At 48.9% G+C, this 16,911-nt stretch carries 15 protein-coding genes; 10 read left to right on the top strand and 5 right to left on the bottom strand.

Annotation, left to right across the window (positions count from 1 at the left end; genetic code table 11):
- Positions 1 to 38: 38 nt before the first annotated feature.
- The 3 genes from AC3RCI_RS09445 to AC3RCI_RS09435 all read right to left on the bottom strand — a co-directional run bounded on the left by AC3RCI_RS09445 (position 39) and on the right by AC3RCI_RS09435 (position 2,276).
- Entirely contained in the window at positions 39 to 1,373 is a 1,335-nt protein-coding gene (locus AC3RCI_RS09445) for a DRTGG domain-containing protein (protein WP_127536532.1), read from the bottom strand.
- A gap of 171 nt (positions 1,374 to 1,544) precedes the next feature.
- Positions 1,545 to 1,832, bottom strand: a complete 288-nt coding sequence (locus tag AC3RCI_RS09440) for a hypothetical protein (protein WP_076289792.1) — start codon at positions 1,830 to 1,832, stop codon at positions 1,545 to 1,547.
- Between the two features lie 96 nt (positions 1,833 to 1,928).
- The gene (locus AC3RCI_RS09435; protein ID WP_095288137.1) at positions 1,929 to 2,276 is read right to left on the bottom strand and encodes a YlbF/YmcA family competence regulator; all 348 of its coding nucleotides are present in this window, start codon (positions 2,274 to 2,276) and stop codon (positions 1,929 to 1,931) included.
- A 279-nt stretch (positions 2,277 to 2,555) separates the two neighbouring features.
- Here AC3RCI_RS09435 and AC3RCI_RS09430 point away from each other — a divergent pair, with 279 nt between their 5' ends.
- The 5 genes from AC3RCI_RS09430 to AC3RCI_RS09410 are packed head-to-tail and all read left to right on the top strand — an operon-like array spanning position 2,556 to position 8,904.
- Positions 2,556 to 3,923: a YheC/YheD family endospore coat-associated protein gene (locus AC3RCI_RS09430; RefSeq protein WP_336779417.1), complete on the top strand. Its 1,368-nt coding sequence runs from the start codon at positions 2,556 to 2,558 to the stop codon at positions 3,921 to 3,923.
- Between the two features lie 30 nt (positions 3,924 to 3,953).
- Positions 3,954 to 5,144 carry a YheC/YheD family endospore coat-associated protein gene (locus AC3RCI_RS09425; protein WP_492473602.1) on the top strand — a complete coding sequence of 397 codons (1,191 nt, stop codon included), beginning with the start codon at positions 3,954 to 3,956 and terminating at the stop codon, positions 5,142 to 5,144.
- Positions 5,145 to 5,204: 60 nt separating this feature from the next.
- On the top strand, positions 5,205 to 6,578 hold the full coding sequence (locus tag AC3RCI_RS09420; protein WP_095288141.1) for a YheC/YheD family endospore coat-associated protein: 1,374 nt from the start codon (positions 5,205 to 5,207) through the stop codon (positions 6,576 to 6,578).
- On the top strand, positions 6,578 to 7,684 hold the full coding sequence (locus tag AC3RCI_RS09415; protein WP_154896045.1) for a YheC/YheD family protein: 1,107 nt from the start codon (positions 6,578 to 6,580) through the stop codon (positions 7,682 to 7,684). The genes AC3RCI_RS09420 and AC3RCI_RS09415 overlap by 1 nt, the downstream gene beginning before the upstream one ends.
- Before the next feature lie 35 nt (positions 7,685 to 7,719).
- On the top strand, positions 7,720 to 8,904 hold the full coding sequence (locus AC3RCI_RS09410) for a YheC/YheD family endospore coat-associated protein (protein WP_336779415.1): 1,185 nt from the start codon (positions 7,720 to 7,722) through the stop codon (positions 8,902 to 8,904).
- Between the two features lie 159 nt (positions 8,905 to 9,063).
- On the opposite strand, the gene AC3RCI_RS09405 is transcribed toward AC3RCI_RS09410, so the two are convergent.
- Positions 9,064 to 9,750, bottom strand: a complete 687-nt coding sequence (locus AC3RCI_RS09405) for an HAD hydrolase-like protein (RefSeq protein WP_095359022.1) — start codon at positions 9,748 to 9,750, stop codon at positions 9,064 to 9,066.
- 293 nt (positions 9,751 to 10,043) lie between these two features.
- Between AC3RCI_RS09405 and AC3RCI_RS09400 the strand changes: the two genes are divergently transcribed.
- On the top strand, positions 10,044 to 11,762 hold the full coding sequence (locus tag AC3RCI_RS09400) for a methyl-accepting chemotaxis protein (protein WP_492528721.1): 1,719 nt from the start codon (positions 10,044 to 10,046) through the stop codon (positions 11,760 to 11,762).
- Positions 11,763 to 11,907: 145 nt separating this feature from the next.
- On the opposite strand, the gene AC3RCI_RS09395 is transcribed toward AC3RCI_RS09400, so the two are convergent.
- Entirely contained in the window at positions 11,908 to 12,897 is a 990-nt protein-coding gene (locus tag AC3RCI_RS09395; RefSeq protein WP_492528719.1) for a Gfo/Idh/MocA family protein, read from the bottom strand.
- A gap of 413 nt (positions 12,898 to 13,310) precedes the next feature.
- On the opposite strand from AC3RCI_RS09395, the gene AC3RCI_RS09390 reads away from it, so the two are divergent.
- From AC3RCI_RS09390 to AC3RCI_RS09375, 4 genes are all read left to right on the top strand, one after another.
- On the top strand, positions 13,311 to 14,942 hold the full coding sequence (locus tag AC3RCI_RS09390; RefSeq protein WP_336779412.1) for a thiamine pyrophosphate-binding protein: 1,632 nt from the start codon (positions 13,311 to 13,313) through the stop codon (positions 14,940 to 14,942).
- An 11-nt stretch (positions 14,943 to 14,953) separates the two neighbouring features.
- Positions 14,954 to 15,322, top strand: coding sequence for a carboxymuconolactone decarboxylase family protein (locus tag AC3RCI_RS09385; RefSeq protein ID WP_492528717.1), 369 nt, complete (start codon positions 14,954 to 14,956; stop codon positions 15,320 to 15,322).
- Between the two features lie 183 nt (positions 15,323 to 15,505).
- Positions 15,506 to 15,856 carry a hypothetical protein gene (locus AC3RCI_RS09380; protein WP_095288149.1) on the top strand — a complete coding sequence of 117 codons (351 nt, stop codon included), beginning with the start codon at positions 15,506 to 15,508 and terminating at the stop codon, positions 15,854 to 15,856.
- Between the two features lie 54 nt (positions 15,857 to 15,910).
- A complete protein-coding gene (locus AC3RCI_RS09375) occupies positions 15,911 to 16,903 on the top strand; it encodes a 3-oxoacyl-[acyl-carrier-protein] synthase III C-terminal domain-containing protein (protein ID WP_336779410.1) in 993 nt (330 codons plus the stop codon).
- Positions 16,904 to 16,911: the final 8 nt, after the last annotated feature.

Below are 16,911 nucleotides of genomic sequence, written 5' to 3'. Positions count from 1 at the left end.
TTATATATTTGGGAGCAGTGATTCACTGATCACCTGAACTAGGCGTGGTCAATGGATTGCAGCGTCATGACCGCTTTGCAAACGACATTTCCTTCACGGGTAATGACAATGTCCATTTTGCAGGTCCGGCGGCTCGTCTCCAGAATGACGGGTCGAACCAAAATCTGATCCTCAATCTGCACCGGATGGACAAAATATGTCGTCACATTATCCACGACATAATCGTTGCCCGTAACATCCCAGGCAGCCCGCCGTCCCGCCTGCGTCATGACGTTCAGCAGTACCCCTTCAGAGATCGTGCCCAGGTCTGTCGCCATCTGCGGAATAATGAATCCATGAAACATCAATTCATTCTGTTCTCCGCGTTCCTCCGCAAACCCGTTCCAGATCAGATGATCAAAGGTCTCGCCGAGCTGAGGCTGCTTCTGCGCGTCGCGCATGGCCTGCAGTACTTCCTTCCGCGTGATCGAGGCAATTAGCTTCCGATTGCGATCCACAATGGGCAGAAAGTCAATGCCTTCCCAAGTCATAATCTGCGCGGCAGAAGCCAGTGAGGTTTGCAGCGAGGCTGTAACCGGGCGGCGCACGACGCATTTCTCAATGCTCTGGTCTTCCAGAAGTTCGCTTACATCCTTCAGGCTGACAATGCCGATAACACGATTCCATTCATCCACTACCGGGAAGCGATGATCTCCCGTTTCGGCAACCAGCTTGTGAAAATCAGCGGCAGAGCTGGTGACCTTGAGCACTTGAAGACGGGGCTTCTGACCGATAATATCCTCCACAAGCATGATTTTTTTCTTGATCAATCGGTCAAAGATTGCTCGGTTAATCATGGAAGCCACGGTGAATGTATCATGTCTGGAAGAAATAATCGGCAGTCCCAGCTCGTCAGCAAGCAATCGGACTTCACGACTTGTGCCGAATCCGCCGGTGATGAGTACACCCGCTCCCTGCTCAAGCGCAAGTGAATGGGCATTATCCCGGTTACCTACAATAAGCAGACTTCCGGCATCTATATAGCGGGCCATGGCCTGCTCTTTCATCGCACCAATCACATACTTGTGGAGCGGTTTGGCCAAGCCATCACTGCCTCCGAGCACATGACCTTCCACAATGGTGACCACATCGGCAAAGGTCAGCTGTTCTGACATGCCGCGCGGTCTCTTTTCGATCCGTACCGTTCCAATCCGTTCCTTGGTTACCACCAGCCCGAAGTTTTCTGCTTCCTTGACTGCCCGATATGCTGTCCCTTCACTTACGCCAAGCTCTCTTGCCAGGCCACGGACCGATATTTTACTGCCGACTTTTAATTGCTCGATATGCTGCAGCAGCTGTTCGTGCTTCGTTACATTCTCTTCCTGTCCGTCCATCTGTACCACCCCCGAAGATGAATCTGTACTATTCTGTATCTATTATAACACGCTCCGAGGAAAATAACCCCATCCCCCCGCTCTTCGTTTATCAACGCAAAAAGACCGATTACCCTTCGGATTGAAGGATCATCGGTCTTCGGATTCTGTCCTGACGCCTTGATGCTAGGCTTATACAGACTTGCTCTGCTCCTGCTTGTCCACCAGCTTCATCTCCCACTGCCGCAGCTTGGCCCGGCGAACAGCTTCCAGTGCACGCTTCTTCTCTTCATCTACACCGAGAATGAAATGAAGGTGCGCACCAATGATTAATAGGGAGAACAGCACCCATACGATGCCAAAAATATTAACCCAGTCCATTCCACCAGCGAAGGAAATTCGCGGCAGCGCGATAACCAGCATTGACAGAGCGATAAGCAGATAGATCACATGTTTTGCCTTTTTCAACCTTTTCACCATACACAGCTCCTTCGTTCTTGATCGACTCTATATGTCTAGTCTATGAACGGGAACTGTGCAATATGAAAGATTCAGACAAATAACCTGTTTAACGTCTTACGCCTCAGCACCGCCATACAGATGGCCCAGGCTGTCAGCAATAATTTTGTTCACATCTTCAATAATCACGCTCAGACGACGCTCCGCATCGAATAGGCGACGAATGTTAAGATTCAGGCTCAGTACCTCAAACAGCTTCTCCATTTTCTCCATCTCATCCGGTGCCGGCATGTCGCCGCTCATCATGCGCTGCTGCAATTCCATTTGTTGATCACGGAAGCTGTCCAGCATGCGTTTCGCCTCCGGATCAGCTTCGATCAGCTTCATCGCGGAAGTAATTTCTTCCACCTCGCTGCTTTCTCTCAGTGCTTTGGCCAGATCATTGGCTTTGTCATAAATATTCACTATTATTCCTCCTCAATTTAGATTGTTCTGCTGCTATTCAATCATTCCCTCATTTTTCTCGTCGCAACGTTCACCCGTGTTTATACACGCATTTCTCTTCTCTCAAACAATGGCTGACCCAGACAGGTCATCGATTCCGATGTCAAATCAATTGCATTTAATCCAAATGGGTCAATCACCAAGGGGTATATGTCCTCATATGATGAAGCACATGCCATGTTCAGATGCCGTTCAACTTCGAGATCAGACATCAAGTTGCCGCCCGGAAGGAGATCCGTGATGTCCACTAAAAAAGTAACGATTCAGGTTACCGGCTCGGGCATCCTGCAGGACGACGTCATCATGCTGGGCGAAGGGGTGCTCAAGGCCCTTAAAATCCCTTCGGGAAGGCCGCTTCAGCTTCAATTCGGCTCTTACCGCCGTGAAGTCACCGTTATTCCGGTTCCTAGATATGACGGCCTTCGCATCAATCAGACGGTAGCCAGCAAGACCGGCCTGGTTCCCCGTTCGGTCCTGAGTGTATCCTATCGTTCAGCCAGCCGTACGCTGCGCCTTGGACCCTTCATCAGTGTGCTGGTAAGCCAGGATTATCCCGATCAGCCCGATCGGCCCTTTGGCTCCATCACGATGTTCTGTCATGAGCTGGTGAACGCCTGCCGTAAGCAGGGCGCCTATGTATCCTTTTTCACGCCAGAGGATATCGGAGCGGTAACGGGTCATATTCAGGGCTGGGTGTATGATGACGGCTGGAAAAAGACGGTTCTGCCCATTGCAGACGTCGTCAATAACAGGCTGACATCCCGTAAGCTTGAGAACAAACCTAGCGTACAGCATTTCATGAAAGAAGTAAAATCTCTCTACGGCACACAAACCTTTAATGAAAAGTTCCTGGATAAAAATGAAGTGTTTGATGCCTTGAAGTCCATTACAACGCTCAAAAGGGTCCTGCCGGAGTCTCATCTGCTGAAGTCCTCTGCCACGCTCAAAACGATGTGCACCCGGTATCCGGTTGTATTTCTCAAGCCTGTACGAGGTTCGCTTGGCAAAGGAATCATCCGGGTCTCCCGTCAAATTGACGGCAGTTTCCTTACACTCGCAACCAGTGTTGGGGGCACCCGCAAACAAACGTATACTTCCCTGGATAAACTCTATGCCAGTCTGTCCGGAAAAATGAAAACGACGCGATACCAGATCCAGCAAGGCCTATCTCTCATTGATAATAGCGGCCGGCCTGTAGACTTCCGTGCCCTCGTACAAAAAAACAGATCAGGCAAATGGAGTGTAACATCCATCGTAGCCCGCATTGCTGGAGGCAGCCATTATGTATCGAATCTAGCCCGCGGTGGAAGCCTCAGTACCGTTAAGGAGGCCGTGGCCAAAACCCAGCTTCCCGCATCGGCCAAAGCTTCGGCTTATGCCAATCTTCATACGGCAGCGCTCGACATTGCCAAAGGAATTGAGCATGCGATTCCGGCCCATTTCGGTGAACTTGGTATTGATCTTGCGATGGATACCACTGGTCGTGTCTGGCTGCTCGAGGTTAATTCGAAACCGTCCAAGAATGACAATACGCCACTGAGCGAGAGTAAAATCCGGCCCTCTGTCAAAGCCATGCTGGAATACTCCACGTATCTGGCCGGATTCTGAAGAGTGATCCATTACAGGAGGTGCATTTCGATGCCATCATCGCCGCAAACATCAACCATAGCCATTCTGGTCCGTGGTGCTGAGGGATCACCGCCGTTCTCGGATGAACTCTTTTGCCGTCGTCTCAGTTTGGAGAGTCATCGCTATAACTTGAATATCATCGTGCTGCCCATATCCGCTGATCGAGATAACCCTCTACCAGAAAAAGGATACATTTACCGTAAAGGACAATGGAAAACAGCTCCTGTTCACGGGGTGCAGATGCTGATGGATCGCTGCCTGCTGCCACTTCCAAGGCGATGGAGACAGCAGCTTCATGAACTTGCTTTATCGGGCAGCGGGCACATCAGACCCTACTGGTCTGTTTCCCTGCCGGGTAAATGGAAAGTCCACCGGGCACTGTCTCGGGAAAAACAGCTGAGCAGACTCCTCGTCCCTACCGTACTCCTTCAACCTCATGCTCCATGGGAGCAGTGGCTGAAACGATGGCCCAAGGGACTTTTCTTCAAGCCTGTTTCAGGAACCCATGGCAAGGAAACATTTCGTCTCATCCAAGAAAATGATACCCCCACATGGGTTATTGAAGGCAGAGATCAGGACAATGAACGTTTTCGGCGTAGATTTTATACACCTCATGCGCTCTCAACCTGGCTTGAATCCAAGTTTTCCAGTCGCCGGATGATCATGCAGCCATATCTGGACCTGAGTCATAATGGGCATCCATTCGACATCCGTGCCCTGGTGCAAAAAAACAAACACGGGCGCTGGACCCTGACGGGATGCATGGTTCGCGAGGGTGCCGAGGGCTCCCTTACCTCCAATTTGCACGGCGGAGGAAAGGCCTATCCAGCTCACTCTTATCTTATCGATCGATACGGAAGTATGCGTGCCAACACCATTCTAGAAGGGATCCATCATGCTGCTGCTCTAATCCCTCCCTTGCTGGAGAGTCAATTCGGCAGACTTGCTGAATTGGGACTGGACTTTGGAGCAGATTCGACAGGTCGTCTCTGGCTGCTTGAGGTCAATTCGAAGCCAGGGCGCTCTTCATTCGCAGAGGCAGGCGACCGACACATGCAGACACTGACATACACCCAGCCGCTTGCCTATGCTCGTTATTTGCTGCAACAACATGTTCTCACGGACGTCGTTCGTCCAATGAAAATGCCGAATACATCCAGCACAGCTGGCCTGAAACCCATCCCGATTCAAGGCGGCTAGGCCCGCAGCGCCCGCTTGCCATGGAGCCGAAGGATTTTTTTCAGGATAGGAGGATAAATCATGAGTTTGACCTTTTGCAATCTGCATTTTACGCAGCAACCGGATAAAGTGGTTTATGTATCCAACGCATTAATGAAAAGTCTGAATCTATCCGGCAAAAAAACGATACATCTGCGGTTTGGGCGAGACCGGGTGCCTGCAACCATCAAACCGATCAAGAAGGCAGGAAAACATCTCTATCTCGCCTCGGGCATACGCAATCTGATGAACGTTCCCAAGCGGGGCAGCATCTATCTGCGCAACCTGCAAAATGATGAAGTCCAGCTCGGTCCACTAATTGGAGTATTGTCCGATGGACCTGCAACGAGCTCGAATCCGTTTGGCTCCCGTACCGGGTTCATCAAGCAATTGCTTCGGGAAGGCAGCCGTAAATCCTATATCTATGCGTTCACTCCAAGGGATATTAACTGGCAGAATGAAACGGTATCCGGTTTTTTTCTGAACGAAAATGGAAGCTTTGTTCGGAAAACGGTCCCTTTGCCAGACGTCGTGTACAACAGGTTGCCTAGCCGCCGTTCCGATTTCTCGCCTGCCATCAATCAACTGAGGGAACGGTTTGTCCGTCGTAAAATCCCATTTTTCAACTGGAGCTTTTTCAATAAATCGGACATCTACAAGCTGCTGGAGAATGATCCTGAAGCAGGTAGATATATTCCAGAATCGATCACCAATCCGACTGTCGAACAAATGAGAGAAATGCTGGAACGACACCAGTTTGTATATTACAAGCCGACGGCGGGAAGTCTCGGTAACGGAATTTATCGGTTGACCTATTCGCCCAAACGCGGATATTTCGCACGCTACCGGAAGAAAGGCGGCAATGCCCTTCTACGCTTCGGTTCATTCAACGGCCTAATGCGCATGCTTCAGGGCAGGCACGGAAAACAGCTGCGAGGCTATGTCGTACAGCAGGGGATCCGGCTCATTGAGATCGATGAGTGTCCGATTGATTTTCGCTTCCATATGCACAAAAACGGGAGCAATCAATGGGTCGTCGTCGGTATCGGTGCCAAGAAGGCTGGTCGGGGCAGCGTGACTACCCACATCAAAAATGGCGGCTCCCTGATGACCCCTGAACAGGCGCTCAGCCGTAACTTCGGCGAACGTGCGGGAGAAGTGCTGCAGCAGGCCAAATCCGTCGCTATTACACTGGCCCAGGCGATTGAAACCCAGCACCAGCATCTGATTGGTGAGATTGGCTTTGATCTGGGCATTGATCAGGAGGAACATGTATGGATGTTCGAAGCGAACGCCAAACCCGGGCGCTCCATCTTCCGTCACCCTTCACTCCGGGTGGAGGGAAAATCATCGGTGGAGCACATTTTGGAACACTGCCTGTATTTGAGCAAATTCCGGAAGAGGGACGGCATTTGATGAGCCTTCATGATGATTTCAAACCTGTCATTGCCGTGTTGACCATGCACGACGACCACCGGGGATTCAGGGGAAACCATCAAAATTTTCTGGACATTATACAGACAGGCGAAAACATGGGTTATCAGGTGTATATCGTAACTGTAAGAGATCTGAACGTGAGTGGTCCTACGGTTAAGGGCTATACGTATAACAAAGGGAGCGGAAAGTGGACTTCACAGTCCTTCCCTCTCCCTCATGTGCTGTACAATCGCATTCCCTATCGGGAAGATGAGCGAAAGCCCTCCGTTCAGCGGAAAATTGAGGAATGCATGCAAGCGGGGATCGAGCTGTATAATCCGTTTTTCTTCAATAAATGGGATCTGTTCGAATGGCTGAAGAAGTCCAAATCCACCCAGCATCTAATCCCTCATACACGCCGGATGCGAAGTGCTACTACGCTGGGTACGGTGCTGCGGGCATTTCCCTATCTATATCTGAAGCCGGAGAGCGGAAAAGCGGGAAAAGGCATCATGATGCTGAAGTTTCAGGAAAAGGAACGTCTGCCGTTCCGCCTCAGAATACAAAGCTCCCGAAAGAGCACCACGTATAAGACAGCAACGCTTGCGAAGTTATGGTCTCGCATTCGCCGGGAAACCGGGCATACACCTTATATCATGCAGCAAGGAATCGAACTTGCCTCATCCCGCAAACGCCCCTTCGATCTGCGCGTTCTGGTACAGAAGAATGGCAAAGGACAGTGGAGTGTAACAGGGGTGGGTGCAAGACTGGCGGGTTCACGAAGCATTACAACCCACGTTCCACGCGGAGGCAGCGTCGAAGATCCCGAGAAGCTTCTTACCGAACTGTTCGGGGAAGAAACAACAACTGCACTAATGAAAAAGGTCAGATCGACATCATTAACCATTGCCCGTCAGGTTGAACGAGGCTCTGGCCATACGCTTGGGGAGATGTCTATGGACCTTGGCATCGATGATCTCGGAGAAATCTGGTTCTTCGAAGCCAATGCGAAACCGATGAAATTCGATGAACCCCAGATTCGTAAAAAGTCATTGGAACGCATTTTCCAATATAGCGCCTATCTGGCCCGCCAGTCCAAACGATAATGGAAAGGAATAACAGCTAAAGAAGGTGATTGTTTGTGTCCTCACCTGTTCTAGGCATTATGACGTTGTACTTAAACGAACATCGCGCCTTGGAAGAACGGAGCATCTACCGCAGAATGATCCTTGAAGGACGCAAGCGGGGACTCGACATTTACGTGTTCACACCTGCGGATGTACATCCCGGTGGCAAACAGATCGAGGCGATGGTCTTCCATTCGGAAAAGGGATGGTCCAGGGAATGGCGCCCATTTCCGGACATGATCTTCGACCGCTGTCGCATACAGCGAAATCGCAGATTCCAGCAGCTGCTCGCCTTTCGCGAGAAATACGGGCACATGCTTTTCCTAAACCGGCCGCTTCGCAATAAATGGACCATACATCAGACGCTCTCGGCAAGATCCGCCTTTCGTGAACATTTGCCGGAGACCGTTCTGTTCCAGGATATGTCTGATGTCAATCGAATGCTTAAAGCTTCTTCGCTGATCTATTTGAAGCCCATAAACGGAACAGGCGGACGTGGAATCCTGCGGATTGAACGCAACAGTAGCGACGCCAACATGGTCCTTGTTCAGGGACGTGATCAGAAACGGCGTATCATTACCCCGCGCAAGGTCCATTTATCAAGGCTTGGTTCTCTGCTCCAGCATTGGAACATGAAAGATAAATATTTGGTTCAGGAAGGTATTCAGCTCCAGCTCCCAAATGGCCGTGTGCACGATTATCGCATGCTTGTACAGAAGAATGGCGAGGGAGAATGGGAGCTGACCGGCTGTGCTGGGCGCATGGGAGCTGAGAAGAGTGTAACATCGAATCTGCATGGCGGCGGTCAGGCTGTTCCCATGCACCGATTGATGAAACAATGGATCACCGATGAGGAACTGAGGGATGAGATTAATGCCACAGCCGAGAAACTCGGCATTTCAGTGGCCTCATTCCTGGAAGATACGTACGGTGATCTGTGTGAGCTTGCTCTGGACTTGGCGATTGACAAGGATGGCCGCATCTTCCTGCTTGAAGTGAATCCCAAACCGGCACGAGAGGTATTTGCACGGATTGGTGAGCGGAATATCTATTACAAAGCAATTACTCAGCCGCTGGAGTATGCTCTCTGGGTTTACCGCAACCGGACGGTTAGTACTCCGAACAAGGTGAAAGTAACCAAACCTGTAACCGGTAAGACCACCGCAGCCCGGAGGTCCCGGAAATCAAGATTAAAGTAGCCGTTTCACTTTGGATTCGGCCTCCATGCATCTTAAATCGATACTCATTGCATATCAAAGAGCCTTTATCTCCTCCTCGCCCGTTTAACAGGCTTCGGAGATAAAGGCTCTTCCGGTTTTGAACGCTGATTCAGACAGTTTTAGATGTAGTGCTGCTTGCTATTCAGCTTCTCTGTATAGACGAGTAAGCTCGGTAAAGTCAGAGATTAATACATCTGATCCAGCAAGTTCTTCATCACGACCGAAGCCGGCATATGCACAGCCAATGACAGTTTGCCCATTCATTTTTCCTGCTTCAACGTCGGACGAGCGGTCTCCTACCATCCAGGCATCCTGAATCCGGTGTTTTTCGAGGAGTATTTGTACCAGGTTTACCTTGGAAGGTGTCTTGTATTGTCCTGCACTGTATACGCCTTCGAATAAAGGCATAATCTCGTGTGCAAACGCAACTCCTTTGACATAGTCCTCCAGTCCATTACTCGCAACAAACAAACGAACACCTTGTTCCTTGAGGGCTTGAAGCGTCTCTTTTACATGCGGGTAAAGCTGGGAACTTCCCTGGTCAAGTCCCTCGATTTCCAATTGAAGCAGCAATTCATCTGCACGACGATGTGCCGCTTCAGAAGCTTCCGGCATGACCACTTTCCATATATCTTCGAGCAGCATACCCAAACTTCCCAGCATCCGTTCCTCGGGAGGTGTCTCCCCTTCGAAATGTCCTTCGGCACGCAGTGTATCAAAAAGCTTTTGATAAGCAGGCAACAGCAGGGTCTCTGTCTGGAACAACGTTCCGTCCATATCAAAAATCATCGCTTCCGGTTTTCGCAATACAGTCTCTTTACTCATTTCCAGGATTCGTTCCTTTCGGATTGAAATATGTAATCAGCATCATACCCTTTCCATGATAAACAAAAACGTTTGGCAGTGTAAACCGAACACTGTAAAAGGTTTATTCCTCACGTCTTACTTATCCGATACAAACCATATACAAAATATAAACGAACTATGTACAAACTTACTTTCATAACGTATAATACTGAAAAATAGTTCTTAAGACTCCCCATCCATAAGTCCTGCAAGTTGCCTTTTTTCAAGTTTTTTCGACAAATACATATAACCAAAAGAAAGGAAAAGGAATCATGAAGAAACGGAGAACATTCAAAATTTTTTATAAAATCGGGCTGGGTTACCTGCTTGTATTGGCGGTACTGGCTGGAAGCATTTCACTGATTCAGAACAGTATTGGCCAGCTGCAGGAAGAACTAGATTATCTCGTCGATCACGATATGAAAGTGCATGCCTTGACGTATGAATTGGAGAAAAACATGGTGGATGTGGAGACAGGACAGCGTGGTTACGTGATCACTGGACAGGAAAATTACCTGGAGCCCTATACAGCGGGAAAAGAGCAGCTTGTCGAGCTCAAGGAGCAGTTAGCGGGTCTTATCTCCAATAACCCGGCTCAATTGACATTATTGCAAGATATACATAGCTCCATGAATGACTGGATTCAAGTGGCCGGGGAGCCAGTTGTCTCCCTGCGTCAGGCTAATGATCTCGATGCCATCCGTCAGTTTTTTGCAACAGATCCGGGCAAAGCAGATATGGACGAGATCCGCAGTTCCCTGATTACTTTCCGGAACAACGAGCTGGCTTTGACAGAAACACGTACAGAAGCATTAAAACAGAAAAATATGATTCTGAACTGGGAACTATACGGAGCTCTTATTCTTGTTGCCCTGATATCGATCTTTGCAGCACTAATTTTGTCCCGTGCCATTGTCAAAAACATTCGTACCGTTACCCATGCGCTGAATGACATCGGTTCCTCCAACGGTGACCTGACCCTGCGCATCGCTACCCCGATGAGGGATGAAACGAGAGAACTCGCCGAGTCTGCGAATACGATGCTGTTTGGTTTGCAGCAAATGATGCTGGACATCCAGCGCAATGCCACTGTTCTCAGCACCGCATCGGATCGTATGGATAAAGGCGTAGCGGACAGCCACCTGGCCAGTAAAGAAGTAGCCACAGCCATGGAACGAGTCGCTGAAGGGGCAGATGAGCAGGTTGCTCTTACCCAAACGATGGTCGCTGCAATGCAACAATCCCAAACCGGACTCAGCCGGGTGGCCGCATCTGCTGCAGACGTGGCTGAACGGGCGGTACGTACCGAATCCATAGCCATCGATGGGCAGCAGCGCATTGACAATGCGGTCGGCAAAATGGGAGTTATTGAACAATCCTTCCTCTCTGTACAGGAAGCCATTAATGATATTTCCAAGATGTCCGATCAAGTCATTAACATTGCGGATGCCATGTCAGGGATCGCCAGACAAACCAATCTGCTAGCATTGAATGCCGGAATTGAGGCAGCACGTGCAGGAGAAAACGGACGCGGCTTCGCAGTTGTCGCAGCAGAGATTCGCAATCTTGCGGATCAAAGCGCCACATCAGCCAAGGAAATTACGAGCATATTGGAAACGGTGGTCGCAGGTGTTCATAGCACAGTGGATGTTGTAGATGAGAGCACGGTTCATGTTAACGAAGGTCTGCGGACCATCGAGGACGCAGGTCATGCCTTTGCAAATATTACACAGCATATACATGACCTCAGCGGTCAAATGATGGATGTATCCGCGGTGGTTGAAGAACTCACATCGGGCAGCGAGGCCGTCATGAATTCCATTAACGAAGTATCCATCGTTGTGGAAGATACCGCATCTGCCACGGAGGAAGTATCTGCCATGACCGAAGAACAGCTTGCCTCCTTACAGGAAATGAGCGACACTTCCAAACAGCTGAATCAAATGTCCGATGCACTCGACGAACTGGTAAAACGATTCAAGCTGGCTTAACCGTGTGCTTACAACAGCTAAAACAAAAAGAGCAGCTTCCACTTAAGGCAGCTGCTCTTTTTGTATAATTTATTTCTGCAAGAGTATAAATTAGTTAAGCTTATTGTTGCTTTCAGCATCTAATCCAAGACGGCAACACTACCGACTAGCGGCGGATCTGGATCGTGTTCCCCTCCGGATTACGCAGAGCTTCCAACACCAATTGGGCACGGTATCCGTCGTTAAAATCATACGTTTTCGCCGGCTGCCCCTGAATACGAGCGATTACATGCTTGAGAACTGGCAGCTCTCCCATCGATTCATCTACCTCTACGGGTGCAAGCGGCTGGCCAACTGGCCCCATCATCAGTTCTTCCCAGTTTTCCAGAGCGATCGTGCCTTCAGTTCCGTAAACGACCATGGATACTCGTTCCTTACCTGCAAAATGAGCCATTCCATTAAGCTGAATACGAGTTCCGTCCTCCAGCTTCATTACAGCCTGTACCTCATGTTCACATTCCTCCGCATTATCGGGGTACTGGACTTCGCTGCTTACCTCTGTAATTGGGCCAAACACATGCTGTATCATATGGATCCAGTGGATGCCCACTTCAAGGATAAAGCCCCCCTGCTCACGGCTTGAAATCCATGAATTCTGCTGCCATGCACGCGGCCACTGAGGGAATTGCAGAATCAGCTCTATTTTGCGAATCGCACCTATGCTGCGCTGCTCCACCAGTTTCTGCAGCTTCATTACAGAAGGTTCATGAGGCATGGAGAAATGAATGGCATGAATTACCCCTGCCTGCTCCGCGGCCTCAAGCATCTCTCTCGCCTCTTCTGTACTGTTCGCCAGCGGTTTCTCGCAAAACACATGGATCTTCCGCTTTAAAGCCTCCATGACGACAGGATAATGAAATTTAGGCGGTACAGCAATGTACAATAGATCAATTTCATGTTCATTCAGCAGCTGCATGTAATCGCTATATGCGCTAATTTCTGCATGGGCATCAGCAAAGTTGCTAAGCAATTCATCGTGTGCTTCACATACGGCTACAAGCTTAATACTTTCATTCAGCTCTGCTTGCTCCGCCTGTTGAACCATATGTAAACCCATCTTTCCTAACCCGATCACAGCCATTTTTAATCGTGTCACTATGTCTCCTCCAATCTGATTTCCATTATAACAGAAGTTAAATAGGCTCCGTTTTCTTACGTTAATATGCAAAGAAAAGCATATAGCTCAATGCTTATGATCAATTAAAGGTTACGTCTATATCTGATGTCTTTATTTTACATATAATGTAAATCGTCCTCATTAGGGCATTGGTTGCAGGAATATATAACCATTTCATTTTCCTATATCATTAAGCAGTTAAGCGTTACCAACTTAAGAATCAGGTACTTTTGCTTATAAAAATAAGTTGACAAAAAACCACATAAAAAGATAACCTTCGTAATAACAAGGATATATTTCCTTTTACAACCTTAGACAAGCACTTGCATTCGAAAAAATTGGATTATACCCTATGGGTCTTAAAACCTATTTTATGAAGCGAGGTGTCCCGCATGAAAACCGTTGCGGACTATTTAGCAGAAACGCTGCACAAGCTTGGTGTTACTCACGTCTTCGGTATTATTGGAAAATCGATATGTCCTGCTGTTCTGAAGATGGTGGACCACGGCCTAGAGTTCATACCAGGTCGCCACGAATCCAGTTCAGGATTTGCAGCAGCTGGTTACGCTCTCCAAACCGGAAGGCTGGGTGTTGCATTCGCGACTTCAGGTCCGGGTGGAACCAATCTTTTAACCGCTGCAGCTCATGCCAAAGCCAATAACCTTCCGGTGTTGTTTATTACCGGTCATCAATCCATTCAGGAATTAGGCATTCCACAGTGCCAGGACTCTTCCTCCTATCTGGCCGATCTCGCAGAGATGTTCAAACCCGCTACGTTATTCAGCAAACTGGTGGAGCGTGGGGACCACTTCGGCACATTGCTCAATCATGCTCTCTCCATTGCACTTGGCCCGAACAAAGGTCCGGTTCATCTGTGTCTACCCTTTGACGTTCAGACCGAACTGCTTGCTGAATGCCGAATTGTCATGCCTGAACCCGAGCCTCTAGTTAGCATCTCTAACCTTAATCGAATTCTTCCCCTGCTTCACAAGTCCAGTCACCCATTAATTATCGCAGGCAAAGGTGTCAATCGAGCCAGAGCTCATGACGAGCTATTGCAGCTTGCAGAACAATTCCAAATTCCTGTCATCACGACGCCCGGTGGGAAAGGAGCTATCGCCTGGAACCACCCGTTATACCATGGACCATGTGGTGTCGGGGGCTTCCCCCATGCCGATGAATTGCTCAACCAAAGTGACCTCTATATCGTGCTTGGGTCGCGGCTGAGTGACATGACGATCTGCAATCTCAAACCGGAGAATCATCCTGAACATCTCATTCAGTTCGATTCGGATCCTGCCTTTGTCGGTAAAATACTCCACTCACAAACCTTACATATTACTGGCGATCTAAAAGACAATCTGCAGTTTCTGCTGGGTACCCTGGCCGAATATGAAGCTCCAGAGAGAGAGTCGACGGCAGTAGACTATACGGTCCCTCTGCCAATGCTGCCTAAACTCTCCCTTGCATCGATTTTGGATGAACTGAGCGATATGCTCCCGTATGATCATACCTTATTTGTTGATGACGGAAGTCACGGCTTCCATGCTGTTCAGCGTTATAAAGTGAAAAAACCTGGCAGTTTTGTATTTGACGCATACTTCGCCTGTATGGGGAATGCCATTGGTATGGCGATCGGCGCCAAGGCAGCAGCACCAGACGAGACGATCGTCTGTATAACAGGCGACGGATGCTTCATGATGCTCGGAGCCGAAATCAATACCGCTGTATGCCACAATCTGCCGGTCATCTTCATCGTAGTGAACAATAAACAGCTGGATATGGCGCTCAAAGGCATGCAAAAAACAACAGGCCGGATCGACGGGACCTTGTTTGAAGTGCCTTTGGATGCGTCGAAGTTTGCTGAAGCTCTCGGCGCAGCTGCATTTCGGGCAGAAACACATGGCGAGTTCACCGCTGCACTCAAGGCAGCACAAGAACTGAAACAAGTCGCTGTAATCGAGCTGTTGACGGATCGCGATGAGATTCCGCCTACGGCCCATCGTACCGTGAATTTGAACTAGGAGGAACAAAAATGAGTGAGCAGATTGTTCAGGGGCTGGAGCGTTTCGCGAATCTTTCTGGAGAGTACGGAGCCAAAGCCTTGGCCCCCATTAAGGAACACTTTCCCGAGCTGGCAGAATTCATTATGGGTACAGCTTACGGAGACATTTTCGAGCGCACCAGCATTTCGGATCAATGGAAAGAAGTTGCCGTTATCTCCTCACTAATTACACAAGGGCAGTTTGAACAACTGGGTGTTCATTATGTTATGGCACTTCGTGTTGGAGTAACTGTGGAGGAGCTCAAAGGAATTCTGCTGCATTTGGCACCTTGTGTAGGGGCGCCGCGTATTATTAGTGCATTTAACGTCCTACTTTCAACGCTAGATGAAATCCAATAATTAACTATTCTACATTTTTATACACGATTCGACTTTATTCTTGATCTCATTACATCTACGCCTTTATAATATGGGTAAATTATCCTCGATCTCAGCTTACATCGTAGAAGCCAGTAACGGTGGCGATAACACCTTGTCTCTGGTAGCAGGATAGCCTAACTCATTTAAAGGAGAGAGACAATTATGGGAAGCTTTATACTCAAGACTGACGTTCCAAACAAGGTGCTTAACATTGAACTGGAGGGATCTTTCTCTCAAGAAGATGGATTGCGTTCCATCTCGGCTTATCAGGATACGATTGCTCCTATTGACCCAACGGAATATGAACTGCGTATCGACTGCAAAAAGCTGAATGTCACCGCTCCGGAAATTGTACCTCTGCTCGAAGGCTGCCTGGCTCTATTCAAAAAGGACGGCTTCAAAAAGGTTGTACTCACACTCGAAAATAATGCCATTTTGAAAATGCAGTTGTCCAGGCTTGGACGGGCTGTTGGACTGGACAACCTCGAAATTATATCTACCGTTACCACCTAATAAATCAGGCGGACAAGTTGTGGATCCACCCATCCGCTCAAGAGGAGAATGAAGATGGCCGGAATTCGTATTGTGGATATGGATATTTATCATCCAGCGCACCAGGTGGACAATGACTTTTACATTGAACATTTTGATGCGAGAGGGGTAGATATTCGGGGATTGTTAAAAGCGCTTGGGCGTGATAAGCGTTACAAAATTAACAACGATGACGAGAACTCACTAAGCATGGCTTATGAGGCAGCCAGTAACCTTTTGGAAAAGACCGGACTGACCGGTGCGGATATCGACCTGATTGCCTATGCAAGTCAAACGCCGGAATACATTTTTCCTACGAATTCCTTGATGATTCATCGTTTAATTAATGGAGCATCCCATACCATCTGTATCGACAGCAACGCCAACTGTGCCGGAATGACGGCAGCCTTTGAACAGGTGAGCCGGCAGATGCTGGGGAATCCCCGAATTCGAAGAGCACTGATTATCGGTTCGGATTATGTAGCCCCACACGCGAGTCCAGATGATCCTGTCTACTATGCCAATTTTGGCGATGCGGCAGCGGCTATCATCATAGAACGCGACGAACAGGCTACCGGATTCATTGATTCCATCTATCAAACGGATACCTGTGTGTACGGTAATTCCCTCTTTCCTGCAGAAGGTCTGGCGAAACTGGGTCAGACCGGGGTGGATGCAGGAGCCTTTCATGTCAAATTCACACCGTTCGATGATTCGATCTGCGTCGATGCCGCTTCTGAATCTATTCGTACACTGTTAGGACGCAACGAGATTGCAGCAGATCAGATCAAAGCAGCCTGCTTCTCCCAGTTATCCATCGGTAATATTCGTGCGGTATCGGAGAACATTGGGATCGCTAATGATGTCGCCGTCTACATTGGAGACGAATTCGGCTATACCTCAACCAGCAGTCCCTTCATTGCTCTGCATCGGGCCATAACCTCAGGTCAGGTCGAGCGTGGTGATAAAGTGTTGTTCTGGACGGTTGGAGCCGGGTGGCAAAATGTTGCCATGGTGGTCGAATACTAAGCAGGTCA

This window comes from Paenibacillus sp. MT124, from assembly GCF_058792755.1.
This window is presented reverse-complemented; position numbering and strand designations above follow the sequence as displayed.

What these genes read in the sequence shown, in the direction of transcription:
- AC3RCI_RS09385 (WP_492528717.1), top strand. Translation starts at nt 14,954, where the DNA reads ATGAGTGAGCAGATTGTTCAGGGGCTGGAGCGTTTCGCGAATCTTTCT.
- AC3RCI_RS09380 (WP_095288149.1), top strand. Translation starts at nt 15,506, where the DNA reads ATGGGAAGCTTTATACTCAAGACTGACGTTCCAAACAAGGTGCTTAAC.
- AC3RCI_RS09390 (WP_336779412.1), top strand. Translation starts at nt 13,311, where the DNA reads ATGAAAACCGTTGCGGACTATTTAGCAGAAACGCTGCACAAGCTTGGT.
- AC3RCI_RS09405 (WP_095359022.1), bottom strand. Translation starts at nt 9,750, where the DNA reads ATGAGTAAAGAGACTGTATTGCGAAAACCGGAAGCGATGATTTTTGAT.
- AC3RCI_RS09425 (WP_492473602.1), top strand. Translation starts at nt 3,954, where the DNA reads ATGCCATCATCGCCGCAAACATCAACCATAGCCATTCTGGTCCGTGGT.
- AC3RCI_RS09440 (WP_076289792.1), bottom strand. Translation starts at nt 1,832, where the DNA reads ATGGTGAAAAGGTTGAAAAAGGCAAAACATGTGATCTATCTGCTTATC.
- AC3RCI_RS09420 (WP_095288141.1), top strand. Translation starts at nt 5,205, where the DNA reads ATGAGTTTGACCTTTTGCAATCTGCATTTTACGCAGCAACCGGATAAA.
- AC3RCI_RS09445 (WP_127536532.1), bottom strand. Translation starts at nt 1,373, where the DNA reads ATGGACGGACAGGAAGAGAATGTAACGAAGCACGAACAGCTGCTGCAG.
- AC3RCI_RS09400 (WP_492528721.1), top strand. Translation starts at nt 10,044, where the DNA reads ATGAAGAAACGGAGAACATTCAAAATTTTTTATAAAATCGGGCTGGGT.
- AC3RCI_RS09430 (WP_336779417.1), top strand. Translation starts at nt 2,556, where the DNA reads ATGTCCACTAAAAAAGTAACGATTCAGGTTACCGGCTCGGGCATCCTG.
- AC3RCI_RS09415 (WP_154896045.1), top strand. Translation starts at nt 6,578, where the DNA reads ATGAGCCTTCATGATGATTTCAAACCTGTCATTGCCGTGTTGACCATG.
- AC3RCI_RS09375 (WP_336779410.1), top strand. Translation starts at nt 15,911, where the DNA reads ATGGCCGGAATTCGTATTGTGGATATGGATATTTATCATCCAGCGCAC.